15 protein-coding genes are annotated in these 18,189 nt (G+C 34.7%); 7 read left to right on the top strand and 8 right to left on the bottom strand.

The window, feature by feature from the left end; translation table 11 throughout:
• The first annotated feature begins 70 nt into the window (after nt 1-70).
• Nucleotides 71-1,132: a YihY/virulence factor BrkB family protein gene (locus AC07XU_RS09295; RefSeq protein WP_494943367.1), complete on the top strand. Its 1,062-nt coding sequence runs from the start codon at nt 71-73 to the stop codon at nt 1,130-1,132.
• An 18-nt stretch (nt 1,133-1,150) separates the two neighbouring features.
• Here the strand turns inward: AC07XU_RS09295 and AC07XU_RS09300 are convergent, their stop codons facing one another.
• A complete protein-coding gene (locus AC07XU_RS09300; protein WP_494943368.1) occupies nt 1,151-1,939 on the bottom strand; it encodes an SDR family oxidoreductase in 789 nt (262 codons plus the stop codon).
• Nucleotides 1,940-1,948: 9 nt separating this feature from the next.
• Nucleotides 1,949-2,269: a cupin domain-containing protein gene (locus tag AC07XU_RS09305; RefSeq protein ID WP_494943369.1), complete on the bottom strand. Its 321-nt coding sequence runs from the start codon at nt 2,267-2,269 to the stop codon at nt 1,949-1,951.
• 151 nt (nt 2,270-2,420) lie between these two features.
• Here AC07XU_RS09305 and AC07XU_RS09310 point away from each other — a divergent pair, with 151 nt between their 5' ends.
• Nucleotides 2,421-3,278 (top strand): DUF808 family protein, encoded by an 858-nt coding sequence (locus tag AC07XU_RS09310; RefSeq protein ID WP_494943370.1) that lies wholly within the window; start codon nt 2,421-2,423, stop codon nt 3,276-3,278.
• 13 nt (nt 3,279-3,291) lie between these two features.
• On the opposite strand, the gene AC07XU_RS09315 is transcribed toward AC07XU_RS09310, so the two are convergent.
• From AC07XU_RS09315 to AC07XU_RS09325, 3 genes are read right to left on the bottom strand one after another with little or no spacing between them, the layout of a single operon-like run.
• The gene (locus AC07XU_RS09315) at nt 3,292-3,753 is read right to left on the bottom strand and encodes a DUF892 family protein (RefSeq protein ID WP_494943371.1); all 462 of its coding nucleotides are present in this window, start codon (nt 3,751-3,753) and stop codon (nt 3,292-3,294) included.
• A 5-nt stretch (nt 3,754-3,758) separates the two neighbouring features.
• Nucleotides 3,759-4,400 (bottom strand): PRC-barrel domain-containing protein, encoded by a 642-nt coding sequence (locus AC07XU_RS09320; RefSeq protein ID WP_494943372.1) that lies wholly within the window; start codon nt 4,398-4,400, stop codon nt 3,759-3,761.
• A 26-nt stretch (nt 4,401-4,426) separates the two neighbouring features.
• Entirely contained in the window at nt 4,427-5,167 is a 741-nt protein-coding gene (locus AC07XU_RS09325) for an SRPBCC family protein (RefSeq protein WP_494943373.1), read from the bottom strand.
• 104 nt (nt 5,168-5,271) lie between these two features.
• Here AC07XU_RS09325 and AC07XU_RS09330 point away from each other — a divergent pair, with 104 nt between their 5' ends.
• The 4 genes from AC07XU_RS09330 to treY all read left to right on the top strand — a co-directional run bounded on the left by AC07XU_RS09330 (nt 5,272) and on the right by treY (nt 12,250).
• Entirely contained in the window at nt 5,272-6,021 is a 750-nt protein-coding gene (locus AC07XU_RS09330) for a DUF72 domain-containing protein (RefSeq protein WP_494943374.1), read from the top strand.
• Between the two features lie 58 nt (nt 6,022-6,079).
• Entirely contained in the window at nt 6,080-6,289 is a 210-nt protein-coding gene (locus AC07XU_RS09335) for a hypothetical protein (RefSeq protein ID WP_494943375.1), read from the top strand.
• Between the two features lie 71 nt (nt 6,290-6,360).
• Nucleotides 6,361-8,187, top strand: coding sequence for a malto-oligosyltrehalose trehalohydrolase (gene treZ, locus AC07XU_RS09340; RefSeq protein WP_494943376.1), 1,827 nt, complete (start codon nt 6,361-6,363; stop codon nt 8,185-8,187).
• On the top strand, nt 8,180-12,250 hold the full coding sequence (gene treY, locus AC07XU_RS09345; RefSeq protein ID WP_494943377.1) for a malto-oligosyltrehalose synthase: 4,071 nt from the start codon (nt 8,180-8,182) through the stop codon (nt 12,248-12,250). The genes treZ and treY overlap by 8 nt, the downstream gene beginning before the upstream one ends.
• Before the next feature lie 151 nt (nt 12,251-12,401).
• On the opposite strand, the gene AC07XU_RS09350 is transcribed toward treY, so the two are convergent.
• From AC07XU_RS09350 to AC07XU_RS09360, 3 genes are all read right to left on the bottom strand, one after another.
• A complete protein-coding gene (locus tag AC07XU_RS09350; RefSeq protein WP_494943378.1) occupies nt 12,402-13,730 on the bottom strand; it encodes a paraquat-inducible protein A in 1,329 nt (442 codons plus the stop codon).
• A gap of 42 nt (nt 13,731-13,772) precedes the next feature.
• A complete protein-coding gene (locus AC07XU_RS09355; RefSeq protein WP_494943379.1) occupies nt 13,773-15,101 on the bottom strand; it encodes a paraquat-inducible protein A in 1,329 nt (442 codons plus the stop codon).
• A gap of 245 nt (nt 15,102-15,346) precedes the next feature.
• A complete protein-coding gene (locus AC07XU_RS09360) occupies nt 15,347-16,510 on the bottom strand; it encodes an MFS transporter (protein WP_494943380.1) in 1,164 nt (387 codons plus the stop codon).
• Between the two features lie 208 nt (nt 16,511-16,718).
• Between AC07XU_RS09360 and AC07XU_RS09365 the strand changes: the two genes are divergently transcribed.
• Nucleotides 16,719-18,188 carry an ankyrin repeat domain-containing protein gene (locus tag AC07XU_RS09365; protein WP_494943381.1) on the top strand — a complete coding sequence of 490 codons (1,470 nt, stop codon included), beginning with the start codon at nt 16,719-16,721 and terminating at the stop codon, nt 18,186-18,188.
• Nucleotide 18,189 lies beyond the last annotated feature (1 nt).

Raw genomic sequence — 18,189 nt, forward strand, 5'->3', positions numbered from 1 at the left:
GCCTAAACAATACCTACCAACTGATGTTTTAGGTTTAATAATTTCAGATGATGGCAAATGTCATATTTGAATGGAAATAATAGATAATTTCAAATTGATAACTATGGGGCAAGAAGAAAATAACGAGCAGCGACAAGAAAAAATACAAAGAGATGTAGTTAACAAAAGTAAAAAAAGCAAAAAGCCAAGAGAAAAGCTTTCTCTAAAAGGAATTTGGGAAGTGCTAAAAGATGCATTTACCGGATTTTCAGATCATAAGGTTACCAAAATTTCTGGTTCTTTAGCTTATTACACAGTTTTTTCAATGGCTCCGTTATTGGTAATGGTGATCGCCTTATGTGGTATATTTTTAGAAAAAGATGCAGCTCAAGGTCAAGTTTATTTGCAGTTAAGAGGGTTTTTAGGAGCAGAAACTGCAGCTCAAATTCAAGAATTGATCCAAAAAGCATCTATAGGTGATAAAGGAATTGTAGCTTCTATAATTGGTGGGGTAACGCTTTTAGTAGGGGCAACGACAATTTTTGCCGACATACAAGATTCAATTAACACCATTTGGGGGATTAAACCAAAACCGAAAAGAGGCTGGTTGAAATTATTGCAAAACAGATTTTTATCTTTTTCTGTAATTGTTAGTTTAGGTTTTGTGTTATTGGTTTCTTTAGGTATTTCGGCTGTGTTAGACGCTTTTAGCGAAAGGTTAAAATTGAGATTTGAAGATGTATCTGTTATCTTTTTTAATGGATTAAATATTCTTGTTACATTTTTAGTAGTTACTTTAATTTTTGGAGTGATATTTAAAGTATTACCTGATGCAAAAATTAGATGGAAAGACGTTACTGCTGGCGCCATGGTTACTGCCTTGCTCTTTATGTTAGGCAAACTAGGCATCTCATTTTACATTGGCCAAAGTGATGTAGGTGGTACCTATGGTGCCGCTGGAAGTTTAATCGTGATATTGTTATGGGCATATTACTCTTCAATAATTTTATATTTTGGAGCTGAATTTACGAAAGCTTATGCCATGCGTTTTGGCGAAGCAATTCATCCTAACTCTTATGCCGTTACTACAAGAGAAATAGAAGTAGAGGAAGAAAATGCTTCATTACAAGAAGTTGAGGAAATCAAAAAATAGATTTCCCTTTTTAAATGATTAGTTCGATTTGCCTAATCCCCCATCTATTGGAATATTGGTGCCTGTAATGTAGTTAGCAAATGAAGAGGCCAAAAATGCAACCAGATAACCATACTCTTCTGGTTCACCAAACCTTTTGGCTGGTATCTGATTTTGCTTAGTGTTTTTGATTTCTTCTTCGCTTTTTCCAGTCTGTTCCGCTTCAGTTGCAATTAAACTTTGTAGTCTTTCGGTATAGAAAAAACCTGTCATGATGTTGTTAACAGTAATGCCATCTGCCGCTACTTCAGTTGCTAATGTTTTTGCCCATGCTGCAGTAGCCGAACGAATACTATTAGAAAGAACCAAATTTGCTACTGGCTCCTTTACAGAAATAGAAGAAACATTAATAATTCTACCAAATTGCTGTTTACGCATATGCGGAAGCGCAAGTAGGGTAGTTTGGCAAACCGTTTTAAATAATAAGTCGAAAGATTTTTGATAATGATCAACGCCCAGATCAACTGTTTTACCAGCCTTCGGACCGTTGGTATTGTTCACCAAAATATCAATAGTATGGTTATTTAAAAACTCAGTAATGCTACTGTTAAATTCATCAAAATCTGAGAAATCTACTCTTAAATAGCTATGATGTTGCACATTATGATTAATAGGAAGATTTGCAATTAATTCTTGTAGTTTTTGCTCATCTCTAGCCATTAAAGTAACGTTAGCACCACAATTGGCTAATTCTTTAGCAATGGCAAGGCCGATGCCTTTTGAACTAGCACCAACTAGCGCATTTTTGTTTGTTAAATCTATTTTCATAATGATGGTTTATAAAGCCTTATAATCTTCTCTAACAGGCATAAAAATATCAAACACTTTACAATCTGTTATCGCTTTACCACTATGCGCCACAAAAGGAGGGATTACAGCAATCATTCCGGGGGTATAAATTTTTGTTTCTCCATTAAAGGTTAGTTCAAATTCCCCTTCACGAACTTCGGTTATTTGTTCATGCATATGGTTATGTTCAGGAAGGCTAGCTCCTTTTTTTATTTCCCAAAAGCCTAAAGTTGCACGCTCGGTATGCACAAAGCGACCATTAAAGCCCGGAATAACTTCTTTTTGAGGCAGTGTTTCAATTGCTATCATGTTAATTTTTTATGGTTGTAAATCTAACAATTTTGAATTGTGTATTAGAGTTGATTGATATCATATTGTTGTTAAAATAAAATTTGGTTAAGAAGTACATCAAACTGCTAGTGGCATAAATTTTGTTACTTTGCCGAAAAAAGATTTTAATATGGCTTCTGGATTTCTCGCTGTTCTTGATGATATTGCTTTACTAATGGATGATGTTGCAATGGCAACAAAAGTGGCGACTAAAAAAACGGCAGGTATCCTTGGAGATGATCTTGCGGTGAATGCAGAAAAGGCCACAGGTTTCCTTTCTTCTAGAGAAATACCAGTTTTATGGGCAATTACCAAAGGCTCATTTCTAAATAAATTAATTATTGTTCCAATAGCCCTTTTACTTAACATTTTCTGGCCAATTTCTATCAAAGTTATTTTGGTTATCGGTGGGTTATACTTGGCCTATGAGGGTATGGAAAAAATAGTTGAGTTTCTTTTTCATCGCAAAAAGGAAGTTGCAAAACCAGCAACACAAGTTATTAAAGATGATCCTCAGGCAGAAAAAGCAAAAATTAAATCTGCAATTTTAACAGATTTTATTCTCTCGGTTGAGATTGTAATTATTGCTTTAGGTAGTGCAGCAGATAGCAGCATGACGATCCAAATTCTATCCGTTTCATTAGTCGCAATTGTAGCAACAATAGGAGTTTATGGCATTGTTGCCCTTATTGTTAGGATGGATGATTTGGGACACAAGCTAATTACAAAATCAGGAGAAAAAGGAGTAGTAAATGCGTTAGGTATTTTCTTAGTTAAAGCGTTACCTGTATTGATTAAAATTCTAGCAGTTGTTGGTACAATTGCATTGGTATTAGTAGCAGGAGGTATTTTTGCTCACAATATTGGTTTTTTACATGGTCTGTTTCCAAATATTCCAGCTATGCTAACCGAGTTTGCAATGGGTGCTATTGTTGGTCTTGTTGTAGTATTAATTGTAGGATTGGTGAAAAAAATGCTAGGAAAATAGAATGCGAAACTAGTTATTCATCTATCAATTGCATCAAAGTTCTATTAATCCAAATCAAGGTATTTTCATTGTCGGTAATGGTCTGCTTAATTAGTTCCGTTGCATTATCATTGCTGCATTTGCTTAATAATTTAACCATTAAATCATATTGATTATTTTTCATAGCCAACAATTGGTTGGCTATGAAAATAATCTCGAGATCTTGTGTTAGTGTTTTGTTTTTAGCTAGTTTAACAGCATTAACTTGAATACTTTGTTGAGAGACTTTTATTGATTTTGGAAAAAGCTTAGTAATTAATTTTAGTCTTTTAATGTGGTTAAGTACATCAGTTTGTTCTTCATGTAGTGCTTTAGCCAACTCTGGTGCATGCGCAGCATTCGATAATTTACTGAAGATTTTTGCACACTTCTTCTCCAAAGCTGCCATCGAATTAATTACAGAAACTATTGTTTCATTCAACGCTAAATCTTCCATCAAAATCAAATAGGTGATTGTTGGTTTTTAATGTCAATCTGTTTTCCTTCGTTATGATGTGAGTTCACACCTGTTTGTTCATCGGCTGCGTGAAAGTTATTTTCTTTAGAATTTTCAATCATATCATGGATGGTATGTTCTTGTGTATCTCTCGGCAAAAAATCAGTTGGTTTTCTATTTCCATAAAACCTTGCCGTATCAAAATGATCATGCTTGTAAAACTGCTGATCTTCCAATTCTGCAATCGTTTCTTCTATTCTTAACGCAGCCGGACTGCCAATAATTATTCTAATTTGTCTTTCAGTTTCATCATCCATTTTATCTATGTCATAAGCTGGTAAAGCCGCAAATTGATCTCCATGAATATTAGGAATAATTACTTCAGGCAATTCATGATGAAGCTCTGCAATACCAATCGGGATAGCCACTTTTTTATCATTTAAATTCAGCATTCCTTCGCTTAAATCTACAACCACATATCTAATTGCATTTGTTTCCAATTCAAATAATAAATCTTTTATTAAGCCAATAATTACGTCAGCTTCATTTTTTACTTTCCAGCCAAATATGTTTTGCTCGCCATCAATTAACTGATAATCACTCTCACTTACGCTCTGTAAATGATTTTTTCTTCCCTCTTCCATCATTAAATAAATTTATGTTATTACTAATTTTAAATAGGATCTGTTATTCCTGCATAATTCATAAAGTCAGCATGTTCTGCATAAAACTTGAAGTTTTTAATATCAGATCTAATCATTTTTTCAAAAACCCCATTAAAGAGTGAAGCTATTCCTCTTCCAACACTTCCGGCAGGCGGAAAATAACTTATTTCTACGTGCAGCTGTGTGCCTATGGTGTTCAATGTATCTTTAAATTCAACCTTACCTGCATTTTCAATCATCGAATCTGCGGTAGATTGCCAACCTAAATATTTACCTTCCTCTTCATGGGTAATTTCTGCAGACCAGCTTACATCCACTATGTGTCCAAGTGTGTGCGCAACCCATTTAGATTCGGTATCACTAAATTCCTTTACTTCTTTAAGATGCTTCATGAATTTTGGCAAGTTTGAAAGCTCACGCCAAAATGCATATACTTTTTCTCTTGGAGCGTTTACAGTTATCGTTTCAGAGATATGTATCGCCTCTGGATCGGTCGTATCCATATTTAACTTTTTGTATAATGGGCAAACTCCTGTTGCGCCTCTATAAATCAATAATCCACTTGCGGCTGCTCCTTGTAAACCAATTAGCGGATGCTTGGTAATGTTTTTGAGCGATTTATACAATAAATAACTTCCTGCTAAAAGCGATAATGCCCGCTCGCCATTGTCAATATTGGTATCTTTTGATTTGCCTAAATCTACTTGATTTAGCGTGTTAAGTATGGTATTTGCTAATTTATAGTTCATTGTTTTTTCTGATTGATGTGATAGTTGAACACACATTTACAATTAATGTTTCAGTTAAATACCAAATCATTACAACAAAAATAGGCGAGTAGTGTTAAGGCTAAATGAAGCAAGGTTTTAAGCATTATTATTCTGGTACAAGCGGTCTCTTACTTCCCGTTCCAAACAAAACTTTTTATCCACCCAATTTTCAGGATAAAAGTAGATTGACCTATTATGCTTCTCTATATAATTCCATAGAAATTAATAGTTCTTTTTACCAAATCCCTCTGGCTCGTACCATCACAAAGTGGAGAAATGAAGTACCTGTTGATTTTAAGTTTACTTTTAAACTTTTTAAAGGAATAACGCATCAAAAAAATCTAAATTTCGATCCTGAAATACTTAGGCAATTCTTTACTGTGATTAATCATGTGAGCGATAAAAAAGGTTGTGTTCTGGTTCAATTTCCGCCGAGTATTACGTTAGCTCATTTTAAGCAAATGCATTTATTGATGCTTGCTATTGATGAATTTAATTCAATAGATCCTTGGAAAATTGCTTTCGAATTTCGGCATCCTTCCTTATACTGCGAAGAGATTTATGAGCTTTTAGCCGAATTTAATATTGGAATGGTGATGCATGACAAAGCTAAATCTCAAAGTCCTATTTTAAACTCAAACACCAATTTTATTTACCTCAGATTTCATGGTCCAGAGGGAAATTATAAAGGTACATATGCTGACGATGTTTTAAGTGAATACGCAACTTATATCATTGATTGGCTAGCTGAGGATAAAACCGTGTTTGTTTATTTTAACAATACCATAGGAAAAGTTCATGCTAATTTATTAACCATCAGACAATACATTTAAGTGACAATATACTTAGATAACATTGAAAACAATTTTAATATGATGATGTTAAGGCTGTATGGAAAACTTTAATGTTCAATTACTAAACCAAACTTATCAAATCGAGCCACAAGAAAACGGAACCTTCAGAATTTTTGAAGGCGAAGAAAAAATAGGTGTAATCTACCCCGAAGTTGATAAAGATGGAACAACTTGGAAAACAATGGATGAATTAAGTCCTGACTTTGTAAATCAGATTGGTGAGCTGGTTTCAGAACACAATATGTAGTTGTTTCTACACTTTTTGATGAATTATTTCAAAAGAAAATTTTTTCGCATTGCGATTACAGGAGTTTAAATATGCAGGTTGACAAGCGTACAATCGGAGTAAATTTTATAGATAATTTGGCCCAAGTTTTGGTTTGGGCTCCAAAAGCTAATGAGGTAGAACTGTTGATTAAAAATGAGCAGAATTTGCAAATGGCTCCCCAAAAAAATGGCTATTACTCCCTTACAACTGACCAACTTTTACCCGGCGATTCCTATTGTTTTGAATTAAAAATAGATGGAAAATTATTAAAAAGAGCAGATCCAGCATCGTTAAATCAACCAAGAGGTGTACATAACAACAGTGTAGCTTTTAATCTAACGGATTTTAAAATTACCAATGATAATTGGAAAGGTTTAGCTTTAGATAAATACATCATCTACGAACTTCATGTAGGTACATTTTCCCACACCTCAGATTTTGAAGGTATTAGCAATCATTTAGATTATTTAGTCGATTTAGGCATTACTGCAATTGAATTGATGCCAGTTGCAGCCTTTCCAGGAGATAGAAATTGGGGTTACGATGGCGTTTTTCCCTTCGCCGTTCAAGAAAGTTATGGTGGCCCAACTGAACTGCAAAAACTCGTTAGCGCTTGTCACCAAAAAGGATTGGCTGTAATATTAGATGTGGTTTACAATCATTTTGGCCCAGAGGGAAATTATTTTGAAGATTTTGCGCCATACCATACTGAAAGCTACCAAACACCTTGGGGCAAAGCGATTAATTTTGATGGACCTCAATCTGATGGAGTGCGACAATACTTTATAGAAAATGCGTTAATGTGGCTTCGCGATTTTCACATTGATGCTTTGAGATTGGATGCTGTACATGCCATTAAAGATTTTAGTGCAAAGCATTTTTTACAACAGCTACATGAACAAGTTGATGAGCTAAACAAAACCTCAACTTTTAAAAGACATTTGATTATTGAGTCTGATTTAAATGATCCAAAATACTTAAAACCAACTCAAATTGGTGGCTTTGGCATGGATAGTCAATGGATTGATGAATTTCATCATGCATTAAGGGTTGCTGCCGGCGAAAAACCAAATGGCTACTATTCAGATTTTAATGGACTAGCGCATTTGGCAAAATCTTATACTGATGCCTACGTTTATGATGGTCAATATTCGCCACATCGACAACGTAATTTTGGAGCAAAAGCTAATGATTTGGCTGGGAAAAATTTTATCGTTTTTTCGCAAAACCATGATCAAGTTGGAAACCGAATGAATGGTGAACGATCATCGCATTTGTACAAACCAGAAATGCAAAAGCTGCTATTTGCGGCAACTATGGTCTCACCATACATCCCCATGTTATTTATGGGCGAAGAATGGGGTGCCAAAACGCCATTTTTGTATTTCATTTCTCATACTGATAAAGAATTGGTAGCAGCTGTAAGAGCTGGAAGGGCTAAAGAGTTTAGTGCATTCCATAATTTCTCAATACCTGATCCGCAAGCTGAAAATACTTTCTTTAACTCAAAATTAGACTGGGAAGAATTAAGCAAAAGTGAACATCAACAAATTTTAGCCTTTTATAAAAAATTAATCGCCTTAAGAAAATCAAACTCAGTTTTAAATGAACTGAATAGGAGAAATTTGGCTGTCGACATAGATCAAGATAAGAATTGTTTATTTCTTGAAAGGTGGAACACCAGAGAGCGTTTATTTTGCTGCCTAAATTTTTCTGTTCAGGTGCAAAAAATAGAGTTACCCAATACAAACTATCAATTGTTAATCGATTCGGCTGCCGAAGAATTTGGGGGTCAAGGATCATTAATTGATAGCAATCAAAATTTGGTTCAAATTAAACCAAGTTCAATTTTAATTTTTATCCAACAACATGTATAAGCCAAGTGCAACCTATCGCATCCAATTTCATAAAGATTTCAGATTTGCAGATCTTTTATCGCTAATCCCATATTTTGAGCAACTCGGTATTTCTACCATTTACGCTTCACCAATTTTTAAAGCATTACCAGGAAGTACACATGGCTATGATGTGACCGATCCACATCAAATTAATCCTGAAATAGGAACTGAGGAGGAGTTAATTGAGCTGAGCCAAAAACTTAAAGAAAAAGGAATAGGCTGGGTGCAAGATATCGTGCCAAATCACATGTCATATGTGCCCGAAAATTTATGGTTAATGGATGTGTTAGAAAAAGGTGAAGGCTCTGCATTCTATCATTTCTTTGATATTTGTTTTGTAAATAACCTTCACGATCAAAGGCTCATGGTTCCTTTTTTGGGTGAAGAACTATCATCCGCTTTGCGTGAAAATAAATTGAGATTACACAATGTGGATGATCAATTGCATTTAGATTACCAAGGGCAACTTTGGCCGATAAACCAAAATGGAAAAGATTTAATTTTTGATGCTTTAGATGAAACGAATGGCGATAAATTGGATTCTAAACTTGAGCAACTAAGTACAAACCGTCAATTTTTACAGCAGGTTTTAGGTTTGCAATATTATCGTTTGTGTTGCCATAATGAAACTTCAAATCAAATTAATTACAGGAGGTTCTTTACCGTTAACTCCTTAATTTGCATTAACATGGATGATGAAAAGGTCTTTGAAACTTATCATTCTTACATTAATAAATTGGTTCAAAAAGGCATTTTCAATGGTTTAAGAATTGACCATGTTGATGGCTTGGCCGATCCGGAAACCTACTTAAAAAGATTAAGAGATTTAGTTGGTGAGGAGGTTTACATTGTTGTTGAAAAAATTTTAGAAAAAGAAGAAGTATTTGAAAGTCATTGGCCCATACAGGGTACAACAGGATATGAATTTTTATCCTTAGCAAACAACCTACTTACAACACAGAAAAATGAAAGTGAGTTTGATACAATTTACCACGAACAAATTGGCAAAGAAATAGATGTTAAGCAATTGGCTTACGAAAAGAAAGAAGAAATTTTGTATGGTCACATGCTCGGGGAGTTAGCTCATTTGGTTGAGCTCTTTAAAAAGCTACAACTAGTTAATCAACAAGATTTGCTAAAGCTTAATGAGGATGAATTAAAAAATGCAATTGCAGAATTTTTAATCCGCTGCCCGGTTTATCGCTTTTACATCAATACAGCTCCAATTGAGGAATATGATTTTAATATTTTATCGGAAATTATTATTCAAGTTATTGCCAATCGAAATACCGAACAAGCAGGGAAGCTATTACTCGAAGCGTTTAATTTGTTAAAAAGCAATAGTTCCAAATCCGCCGATGCGGTAACTTTTTTTAAAAGATGCATGCAATTTAGTGGCCCATTAATGGCAAAAGGCATAGAAGATACGTTAATGTATACCTACAATCGTTTTGCAGCACATAATGAAGTTGGTGATGCGCCTGAAGCGTTTGGAATTAGCATAGCTGATTTTCATAAGGAAATGATTGAGCGACAAGCAAAATTGCCACTGAGTTTAAATGCTTCTGCTACGCATGATACCAAAAGGGGAGAAGATACCAGGGCAAGATTAAATGTATTATCTGATTTGCCGAGTGAGTTCAATGAGTTAGTTAGCCAGTTGAGTGAGCATTTATTGGCAAATCAATCCTTTAAAATTCATCCAAATGATGCTTTTTTATTGTTTCAGGCGATGGTTGGCGTGATGGAAACCGGAGATGATGAAGATCTTGAAAATCGATTATCAGGTTTTGTAGAAAAGGCATTAAGGGAATCTAAAAAACGAACGAGTTGGGATGATCCCGCTGAAGATTACGAACAGCAAGCTAGAGATTTTACCTTAGCCATGCTTGATGAAAATCATGAAAGCAATCAATTACTTAAAGATTTTATCCATAAAATTGAACCTTTTGCTGTTGTAAATTCACTTGTACAGCAGTTGCTAAAAATTACATGTCCCGGTGTTCCAGACATTTATCAAGGTACCGAGCTTTTTGATTTTAGTTTAGTTGATCCGGATAACCGCCGACCAGTTGATTACCAAAAAAGGCAGCAATACCTTAACGAGCTGCAAAATAGAGTTGATTTAGCTGAACTTTGGGACGAACGTAAATCTGGCAAAATTAAACTTTGGCTCATTACACAATTGCTGCAATTAAGAACAGCAAACAAATTATTATTTGAGCAAGGCGAATATATTCCTTTAAAAACTGAAGGTGTTTACAGTGAAAATATAATTGCCTATGCAAAAAGACTTAAAGATAAATGGCTAATTTTTGCCGCTGGTTTGGGCATGGCTTCAATCTGTAATGGTGAGGTAGAAAAGTTAAATAACTTCGATTGGAAAGACACAGCCATCGTTTTGCCTAAAGAAACAGGTTTAGGATGGAAAAATTGCTTAATTGAAACTAAGGATGTTCAGTTTTCATCTCCATCTCAAATTGTTGTATCGTCTTTATTTGGCAATTTGCCATTGGCAATAATAGAATCTGGCGCTTCAAATAACCAAAGAGGAAGTGGAATATTGATGCCAATTTTCTCACTGCCAAGCAAAACAGGAATAGGCGATATGGGTAAAGAAGCTTATGGGTTTGTAGATTTTTTAAATGAAAGTCGACAAAAATATTGGCAATTGTTGCCATTAAATCCTGTTACAGCTAATCAATTTTATTCTCCCTATAGCGCAACTTCTGCAATGGCGGGTAACACTTTATTGATTGACTTGCATTGGTTGTTTAAAAAAGGATGGTTAGCGGAGCAAGATTTAGGGAATGCAATTGTTTCATCTACTCACAAAGTGGATTACAAAATTGCCGAGCAGCATAAAGCAGAGCTATTGCATAAAGCTTACAAAAATTACGAGTTAAATGATGGTGGTTTATCGATTGAATATCAATCGTTTTGCGCTCAAAATAAATCTTGGCTCGATGATTTTGCCATTTATCAATCGCTAAAACAAAAATACAATCAGCTGCCATGGAACCAATGGGATAAAGATTTTAAAACCAGAGATCAAGGTATATTAAAAAAATATGCTATTGATAAGCAAGCTGAACTTGAAGAAATTAAATGGCAACAATTTATTTTTGAAGAACAATGGAAAGAATTAAGAGCTTACGCCAATAATTTAGGAATAAAGTTTATCGGTGATCTTCCGTTCTACGTTGGCTTTGATTCTGCTGATGTTTGGGCTAATCCGCAATTATTTAAGCTTGATGAAAATTTGGAAATGACTGTAGTTGCAGGCGTACCACCCGATATGCTAAGTGAGGATGGGCAGTTATGGGGAATGCCAATTTTTAACTGGAATGAAAGTGAAGTAGAAGTTTACCATTGGTGGAAACAGCGAATTGCAAAAAACATGGAGCTATTCGATTTACTGAGAATTGATCATTTTAGGGCAATCCATAGTTATTGGGAAGTTCCTTCAAATTCAAAAAGTGCAAAGGACGGGAAATGGATCAATGGTCCGGGTGCTGGGTTTTTAACTAGCATTTGTAATGAATTTGGGCGATCAAAATTTTTAGTGGAAGATTTAGGTGGGGACATGGAAGGGCCAATTGCTTTACGAGATGAGTTTGGGTTAGCCGGAATGAAAGTTTTTCAGTTTGCTTTTGGTGCAGATATGCCTTATGCATTACACCAAGCTCATCAATTTACTAGTGATAATTTTGTGGTTTACGTTGGTACACATGATAACAACACCATAAAAGGTTGGTTTGATGAAGATTTAGCAGAAGGAGATAAAAAGAGACTTACAGCCTATTTAGGTCAAGACATTACTGAGGAAAATGTTAACAGGCTGATGATTAAATTTTTATTGGCTACTACTGCAAAAATTGCCATTATTCAAATGCAGGACCTGTTAGGTTTAGCAGCTGTTTCGAGAATGAATGTACCTGGTACAACCGAAAATAATTGGGAGTGGATGATGGAAAACTGGCCTAAAGCTGAAGCAACTGATTTTCTCTCTACACAAACATGGATGTATGGAAGGATTTAGGGATTAATTCACCTCATAAAAATCAATATAATTTACGATGATGTTAAATCGCTTGTCATCCAGAGTGAAGCGAAGGATCTCTATGTTCGATAAAAAATAATAGGTTTCCTCCATACAAATCGCGACGAGTTGTTTCTCGAAATAACAAATCTTACTTTGTGCTACAAGTTAATCGCTTCAGCATGTACGACAGCATAATTGCAAAAACCACATAACCTACAAATAAAATGTAACCTGGCTGTAAGGAAGTATAATTCACCGTTGATGTAGTTAAAAATTCATTTTTAATATTTAGGTCAGTCAACTGACTTTTCAATATGCCGTTTAAACCAATGTAAGTCATTAAAATACCAACAACCATTACATCAGCCATATCCCATTTTGCTGATTCGAAAGCTAAATATCTGGTCACTTTGTTTTCTGCAATTAATGGTTTACACAATAAATGTATTCCTCTTGAGGTAATTCTTAGTATAGGTAAAATGATTACAAATAGAATGATAATCACACCTACAGTTATTGAATCTGGCTTTGGTTGTTGCAACAAAACGATGGCAATATCAAGTATGCTTTTACTCTGGTAAAATAACACCTGATTATCAAAAGCTACTTTTTCTCCCATCATTAAAAAGTTCAATGAACTTAATCTAGCATCAACCTCAATAATAGGTACAGTTACACCTACAAATAGTAAAAGCAAAGCAAATAGAAGAGACATTACAAATAAGCTAGTTTGCAAATGTTTCTTTTTTCTTAAACTTGCCCATATTACAATTACGATCACCAAAGTAAAAAGTAATGCATAGGCATAGTTGTAATTCACTTTGCGAATTTCCTCTACTTTTCGCTCAATTTTTATATTTAACGAAGCTGGATTGTCTACCTTGTACTTGGTATACATGTGTTTGGTAAGCTTTGCAATAGCAATACCGGTACTGTCATACGTTTGATCGGCCAATTCTTCAAACTTAGTATTGGCAATATCTTTAAGTTTATTGGTAGCTTTTTTACTTAATAGCCTGTCTACAATGGTTTTGGCAAAGCCTGGCACTTCGGCATGTAATTCTTTCGGATCAACAAATTGTTTAAAGGCAAACTTCTTTAATTTGTTGCCTATACCTTTTTGTTTTTTGTTAAACTGCCTAACCACCTCATTTACCATGGTGTGCATTTGGGTTTCTACCTGTTTACGTATTTCACGTTTTTGCTCGGCGGTAACTTCAAAACCTTTTATCTTACCAGAAACAACTGAAGAAATTTTATCGCTCCATAAATCAACCGAAAAAAGGCCAAAACTGATGTTGTTAAACATGGCATAATCTTCTTTAAGCTGTTGCTGTTCTTTAGATTGCTCATGTAAACGATAAGCAAAATATCCTTGTACAACTAACAATATACCTAACCCCAGAAGGAGTAAAATATTTGCTAAGCTTGCATATTTAGGCTTTTGTGTAGTTGAAGATGATTGATTGGTTTCCACGTTAGGATATATTTTTAAATAGAGATTTGTTTAATTATATTTTTAGTGCGAATCGTGAGGAGTGATAAACTTTAAAATGGTAGAAAGTACCAAACCAAAAAGTACGAATGCAATAAAAATGATGTAACCTGGCTGTAAAGCAGTATTATGCGTTGAAATTAGCGTTAGCGTATCGGCAGGAATGTCTAATTTTTTTAATTGGTCTTCTAATAAACCATTTAACCCGATATATGCCATTAAGATTGCAATCACCACCACGTCGGCCATACTCCATTTGCCAGATTGAAAGGCGAAATATTTAATCACTTTATTTTCTGCCAAGCTCTTTTTACCTAATAAATGTATACCTGTTGAGCTTAGTTTCATCACCGGAAATAAAATACTGAAAACTAGAATTAACACACCAACAGCAATAGAGTCGATACCAGAGCCGCTAATTAAAACCAAAACAACATCTAAAATACTCTTGCTCTGAAAAAACAACACCTGATCATTAAACTCAATTTGTTGGCCTAATAAAGTAAACTCTAAAGTATTTATACGTGCATCAACCTCAATCATTGAAGCGGTTAAACCAACTCCCAATAACATAAAGGCAAATAAAAGCGACATGATGAATAAGCTGGCATGTAAGTCCTTACGCTTTCTGAATGTCCACCATGCAAGTAAAATTACAATAATACCGCATAAGATTATAATACTGTAAGTGTAGGTAAGGTTTTGGATCGTTTTAAGTTCCTTCTGAATTTTTCGGTTAAAATCTGCTCTGTTATCAACTTTATAAACTCGATAAACCTTTGCAATTCTAAATGCATTAGCTTTTAATGTGCTGTCAATAAATTCAGTATCTTCCATTTCTTCCAACTTTTGCAAACCAATTTTGCTCAGTTGTTTTTTAGTTTGCGGATTATCAACCTTATCCATCATTGCTTTTGCAAGGCTCGGAACTTGTTTTTTGAAGGTGTCAATCTCTACAAAATTTTTGACTGCAAATTTTACCAATTTACCTCTAACCGATTTTTTCTCGGGTTTAGTTACCAATGCTTCCGCTCTGTTAATTAAAGCCAAAATAACCTGCTCAATTTCTTTTTGCAGCGCTTTTTTCTGAGCTGGGGTAATGTCTAAATTGTTACTTTGGTAATTGATAATTCTTTCAATTTTATCATGCCATTGCTCAATAGAAAATAAGCCAAGCATGATATTGTTCATGTTCGCATAATCTTCTTTTAATTTTTGTTGGCGTTCAGAAAGCTGATTTAGTTGATAGCCAAAGTAGCTTCCAACTACAAAAAGTAGTCCTAAACCTAGAATTATTAGGGTTTTTAAGGTATTAAAACCTTTGCCCAAAGCAGGTGATGTGTTAGCGTTCAATTGCGTTTAAATATGAAATGGATTTGCCTATAACGCAACAGATTGGCAATTGTTTGAATTTGAGATTTTTTTTTAAAACTCAAGGTTTTAGTTCACTGTTTTTTATTGAAATGACGCAAAGCGGATTTTATTTTATCGATGTAAAACACCTAAAAGAATCAATTTAATACAATGGTGTTCGATTCCCCTTCTTTGTAGGCTTGCCCGCGGCGGCGAGTGGGGTGGTTTTTATAAAATATTTCGTTTTATGAAAATCTTCTACGCGTTAATGATATTAATCCGATGATTGGGCCAATAGCTAGAAACACGAATACAAAAGATTGATTAATATGCTCAATTAATAATCCAAGAAACTGAATGCTGATAATAGTTACTGAAAAGCCAATGCAATTGGCAATAGTTAAAGCAGTTCCTTTTAATCCGTTAGGTGCATTTTGTGCCATTAAGGTAGAAAATAAAGGAGAATCTGCAACTACGAGCATTCCCCAAATCACTAAAATGCTAACTACAATCCAAAAATTGGTAATTTGAAAAAGCAAAGGAGACAATAAACAGCAGCAGCATGAAAGTAAAAGAATTAGGGTGGCTAATTTTGTTACACCTAATTTTTTAGACAGGTTTCCGCTAATAAAGCAAGCCAAACTGCCAGAGGCGATAATGATAAAAGCCAGAAGCGAAGTATTAAAATGATGCAGATTATTTATTTTAATGTACTGAATTAATATTTGTGGCACAAAAGCCCAAAATGCATAAAGTTCCCAGCAGTGCCCAAAATATCCTATCGCAACTGAGCTGAATTCTTTCTGCTTAAAAATTTTAAGCAAAGCTGATGCATCAAAATTACTTTGAATTCGGTAGGGTCCAACGGGTACTATAAATCCGACCAAACATCCGCCAGTTAAAGCCATTGCAGAAGTAATGGTTAATATTAAGTGATAGGAAAGGTTTAGTGAAATGCCTTTAAGCAAATGAGGTAAGGCCGTACCCAACACCAATGCGCCAACTAAAAATCCTAAAGCACTGCCTAAACCATCTATGTAATGGTCTGCAACAATTTTCATCCCGATAGGATAAATACCAGCTAAGAAAAAACCAGCTAAAAACCTTAACAAAAGTATAGTTGTTAAATCGCCTTTGGCATACACCACGCCAACATTAAAAATTGCAGCGATTATAGCACTTGCCAAAAATATTTTTGATGGAGAAAAACGATCACTTACCGATAACAAAGCGAAAATTAATGTACCGCTGATAAAACCAAACTGCACAGCAGATAAAACGTGACTTATGTTTTGTGCACTTTCATTTGGCAATATGCTACCAATTATCGCGTTACCTGCAAACCAAATTGAGGTACAAAAAAATTGCGCAATTACAATAATAGGAAGGATATGCCTGTTTTTTAACATTTAAATTTGGTAGCGCAATGATACGAATTTGTGTAGGATAATATCCGCGGAATTAAAAATTACGAACGCCATTATTAAATTTTCAGACTAAGAACATCGGTATTTTTTCATCATATAAATTTTTACACAGAAATTTCAGTGCTGATTTTTTGTAAACAAATAGATTTTTATATCTTCGCATCACAATTTAGAATTAGTTTAAATAAAGATGAAAAAGATCCTTCTTGTTGCACTGGTATTAACCGGTGTTTATGCAAATGCACAAACCAACACGTTGTTAAGTGCCGATTTTTGGAAAACAAAGCCAGATTTGGCTGCAGTTAAGGCAGAAATTGCAAAGGGAAATAGTCCTTCGCAAGCCAATGCTGGTTCATTTGACCCAGTTACGATGGCTATAAATAATAGAGTAGGGAATGATGTAGTTAAGTTTTTAGTAGAGCAAGAAGGAAATAGCGTAACTAAAAAAACGCACCATAGTCGTAGTTATTTACACTGGGCAGCATCTGCTGGAAATGTAGAATTGGTACAATATTTAATTGCCAAAGGAGCTGATGTGAATTATCAGGATAGCCATGGCGATGTGATTATAGCTTATGCTGCATCAACCGGAAATAAAAATACAGCAGTTTACGATGAGCTTATTAAAAAAGGCATCAACCCTAAACAAAAATTTAAAAACGGTACAACATTAATGATGATGGCAGTTGCAACTGATCAGGATTTAAGCGTAACTGATTATTTTGCTGCTAAAGGTTTATCTATTAATGATAAAGATGAATATGGAAGAACCGTTGCAGATTATGCGGCTAAATTGGGCAATAAAGAATTAATGGAAAAATTAATTGCTAAAGGTGTTAAACCAACTAACCAGGCATTGTTTTTTGCCACTCAAGGTTCTAGACAGGGCAGCAATGGATTGGCTACTTTTCAATATTTAGTAGAAACTTTAAAATTAGATCCAAAAGTAATCAGTCCAGAAGGTACCACACTTTTACATGCAGTTGTTCGTCGCCCAAATACAGAAGTGATCAATTACTTTTTAGAGAAAGGTGTAGATGTAGCTAAAGCTGATAATGAAGGAAATACTGCACTGATGCTTGCCTCTGGCGGAAAAGATGCTCAATTGGTAGCAACACTTTTAGCAAAAGCTAAAAACGTAAACTCAGTAAATGAAAAGGGCGAAAGCGCATTAACTCAAGCTGTAGCTACAGGTTCAGCAGAAATTGTTGCCCTATTGGTTAAAAATGGTGCTGACGTTAAAATAACTAACAAAGACGGAAATAATTTAGCTTATTTCTGGTTTAATGGTTACAGAGAAAATGCTCAAGGCAATGATTTTGGTGACAAATTAGCGGTATTAAAAACGGCTGGTTTAGATGTGGCTGCTCCTCAAAAAAATGGAAACACTTTATTTCATTTAGCCGTAGCCAAAGAAAATTTAGCACTTGTTAGAAAAGCAAATGAGCTTGGTGCAAATATCAATGCCCAAGATAGTGAAGGTGCAACAGCTTTACACAAAGCAGCACTAATTGCTAAAGATGATACAATTTTAAAAGCGTTAATTGCTTTAGGCGCTAAAAAAGATTTGAAAACAGAGTTTGAAGAAACTGCTTATGCTTTAGCAAAAGAAAATGAGTTTTTAGCTAAAAATAAAGTATCTGTAGACTTTTTAAAATAAC

The sequence above is a fragment of the Pedobacter sp. GW456-11-11-14-TSB4 genome, from assembly GCF_059424425.1.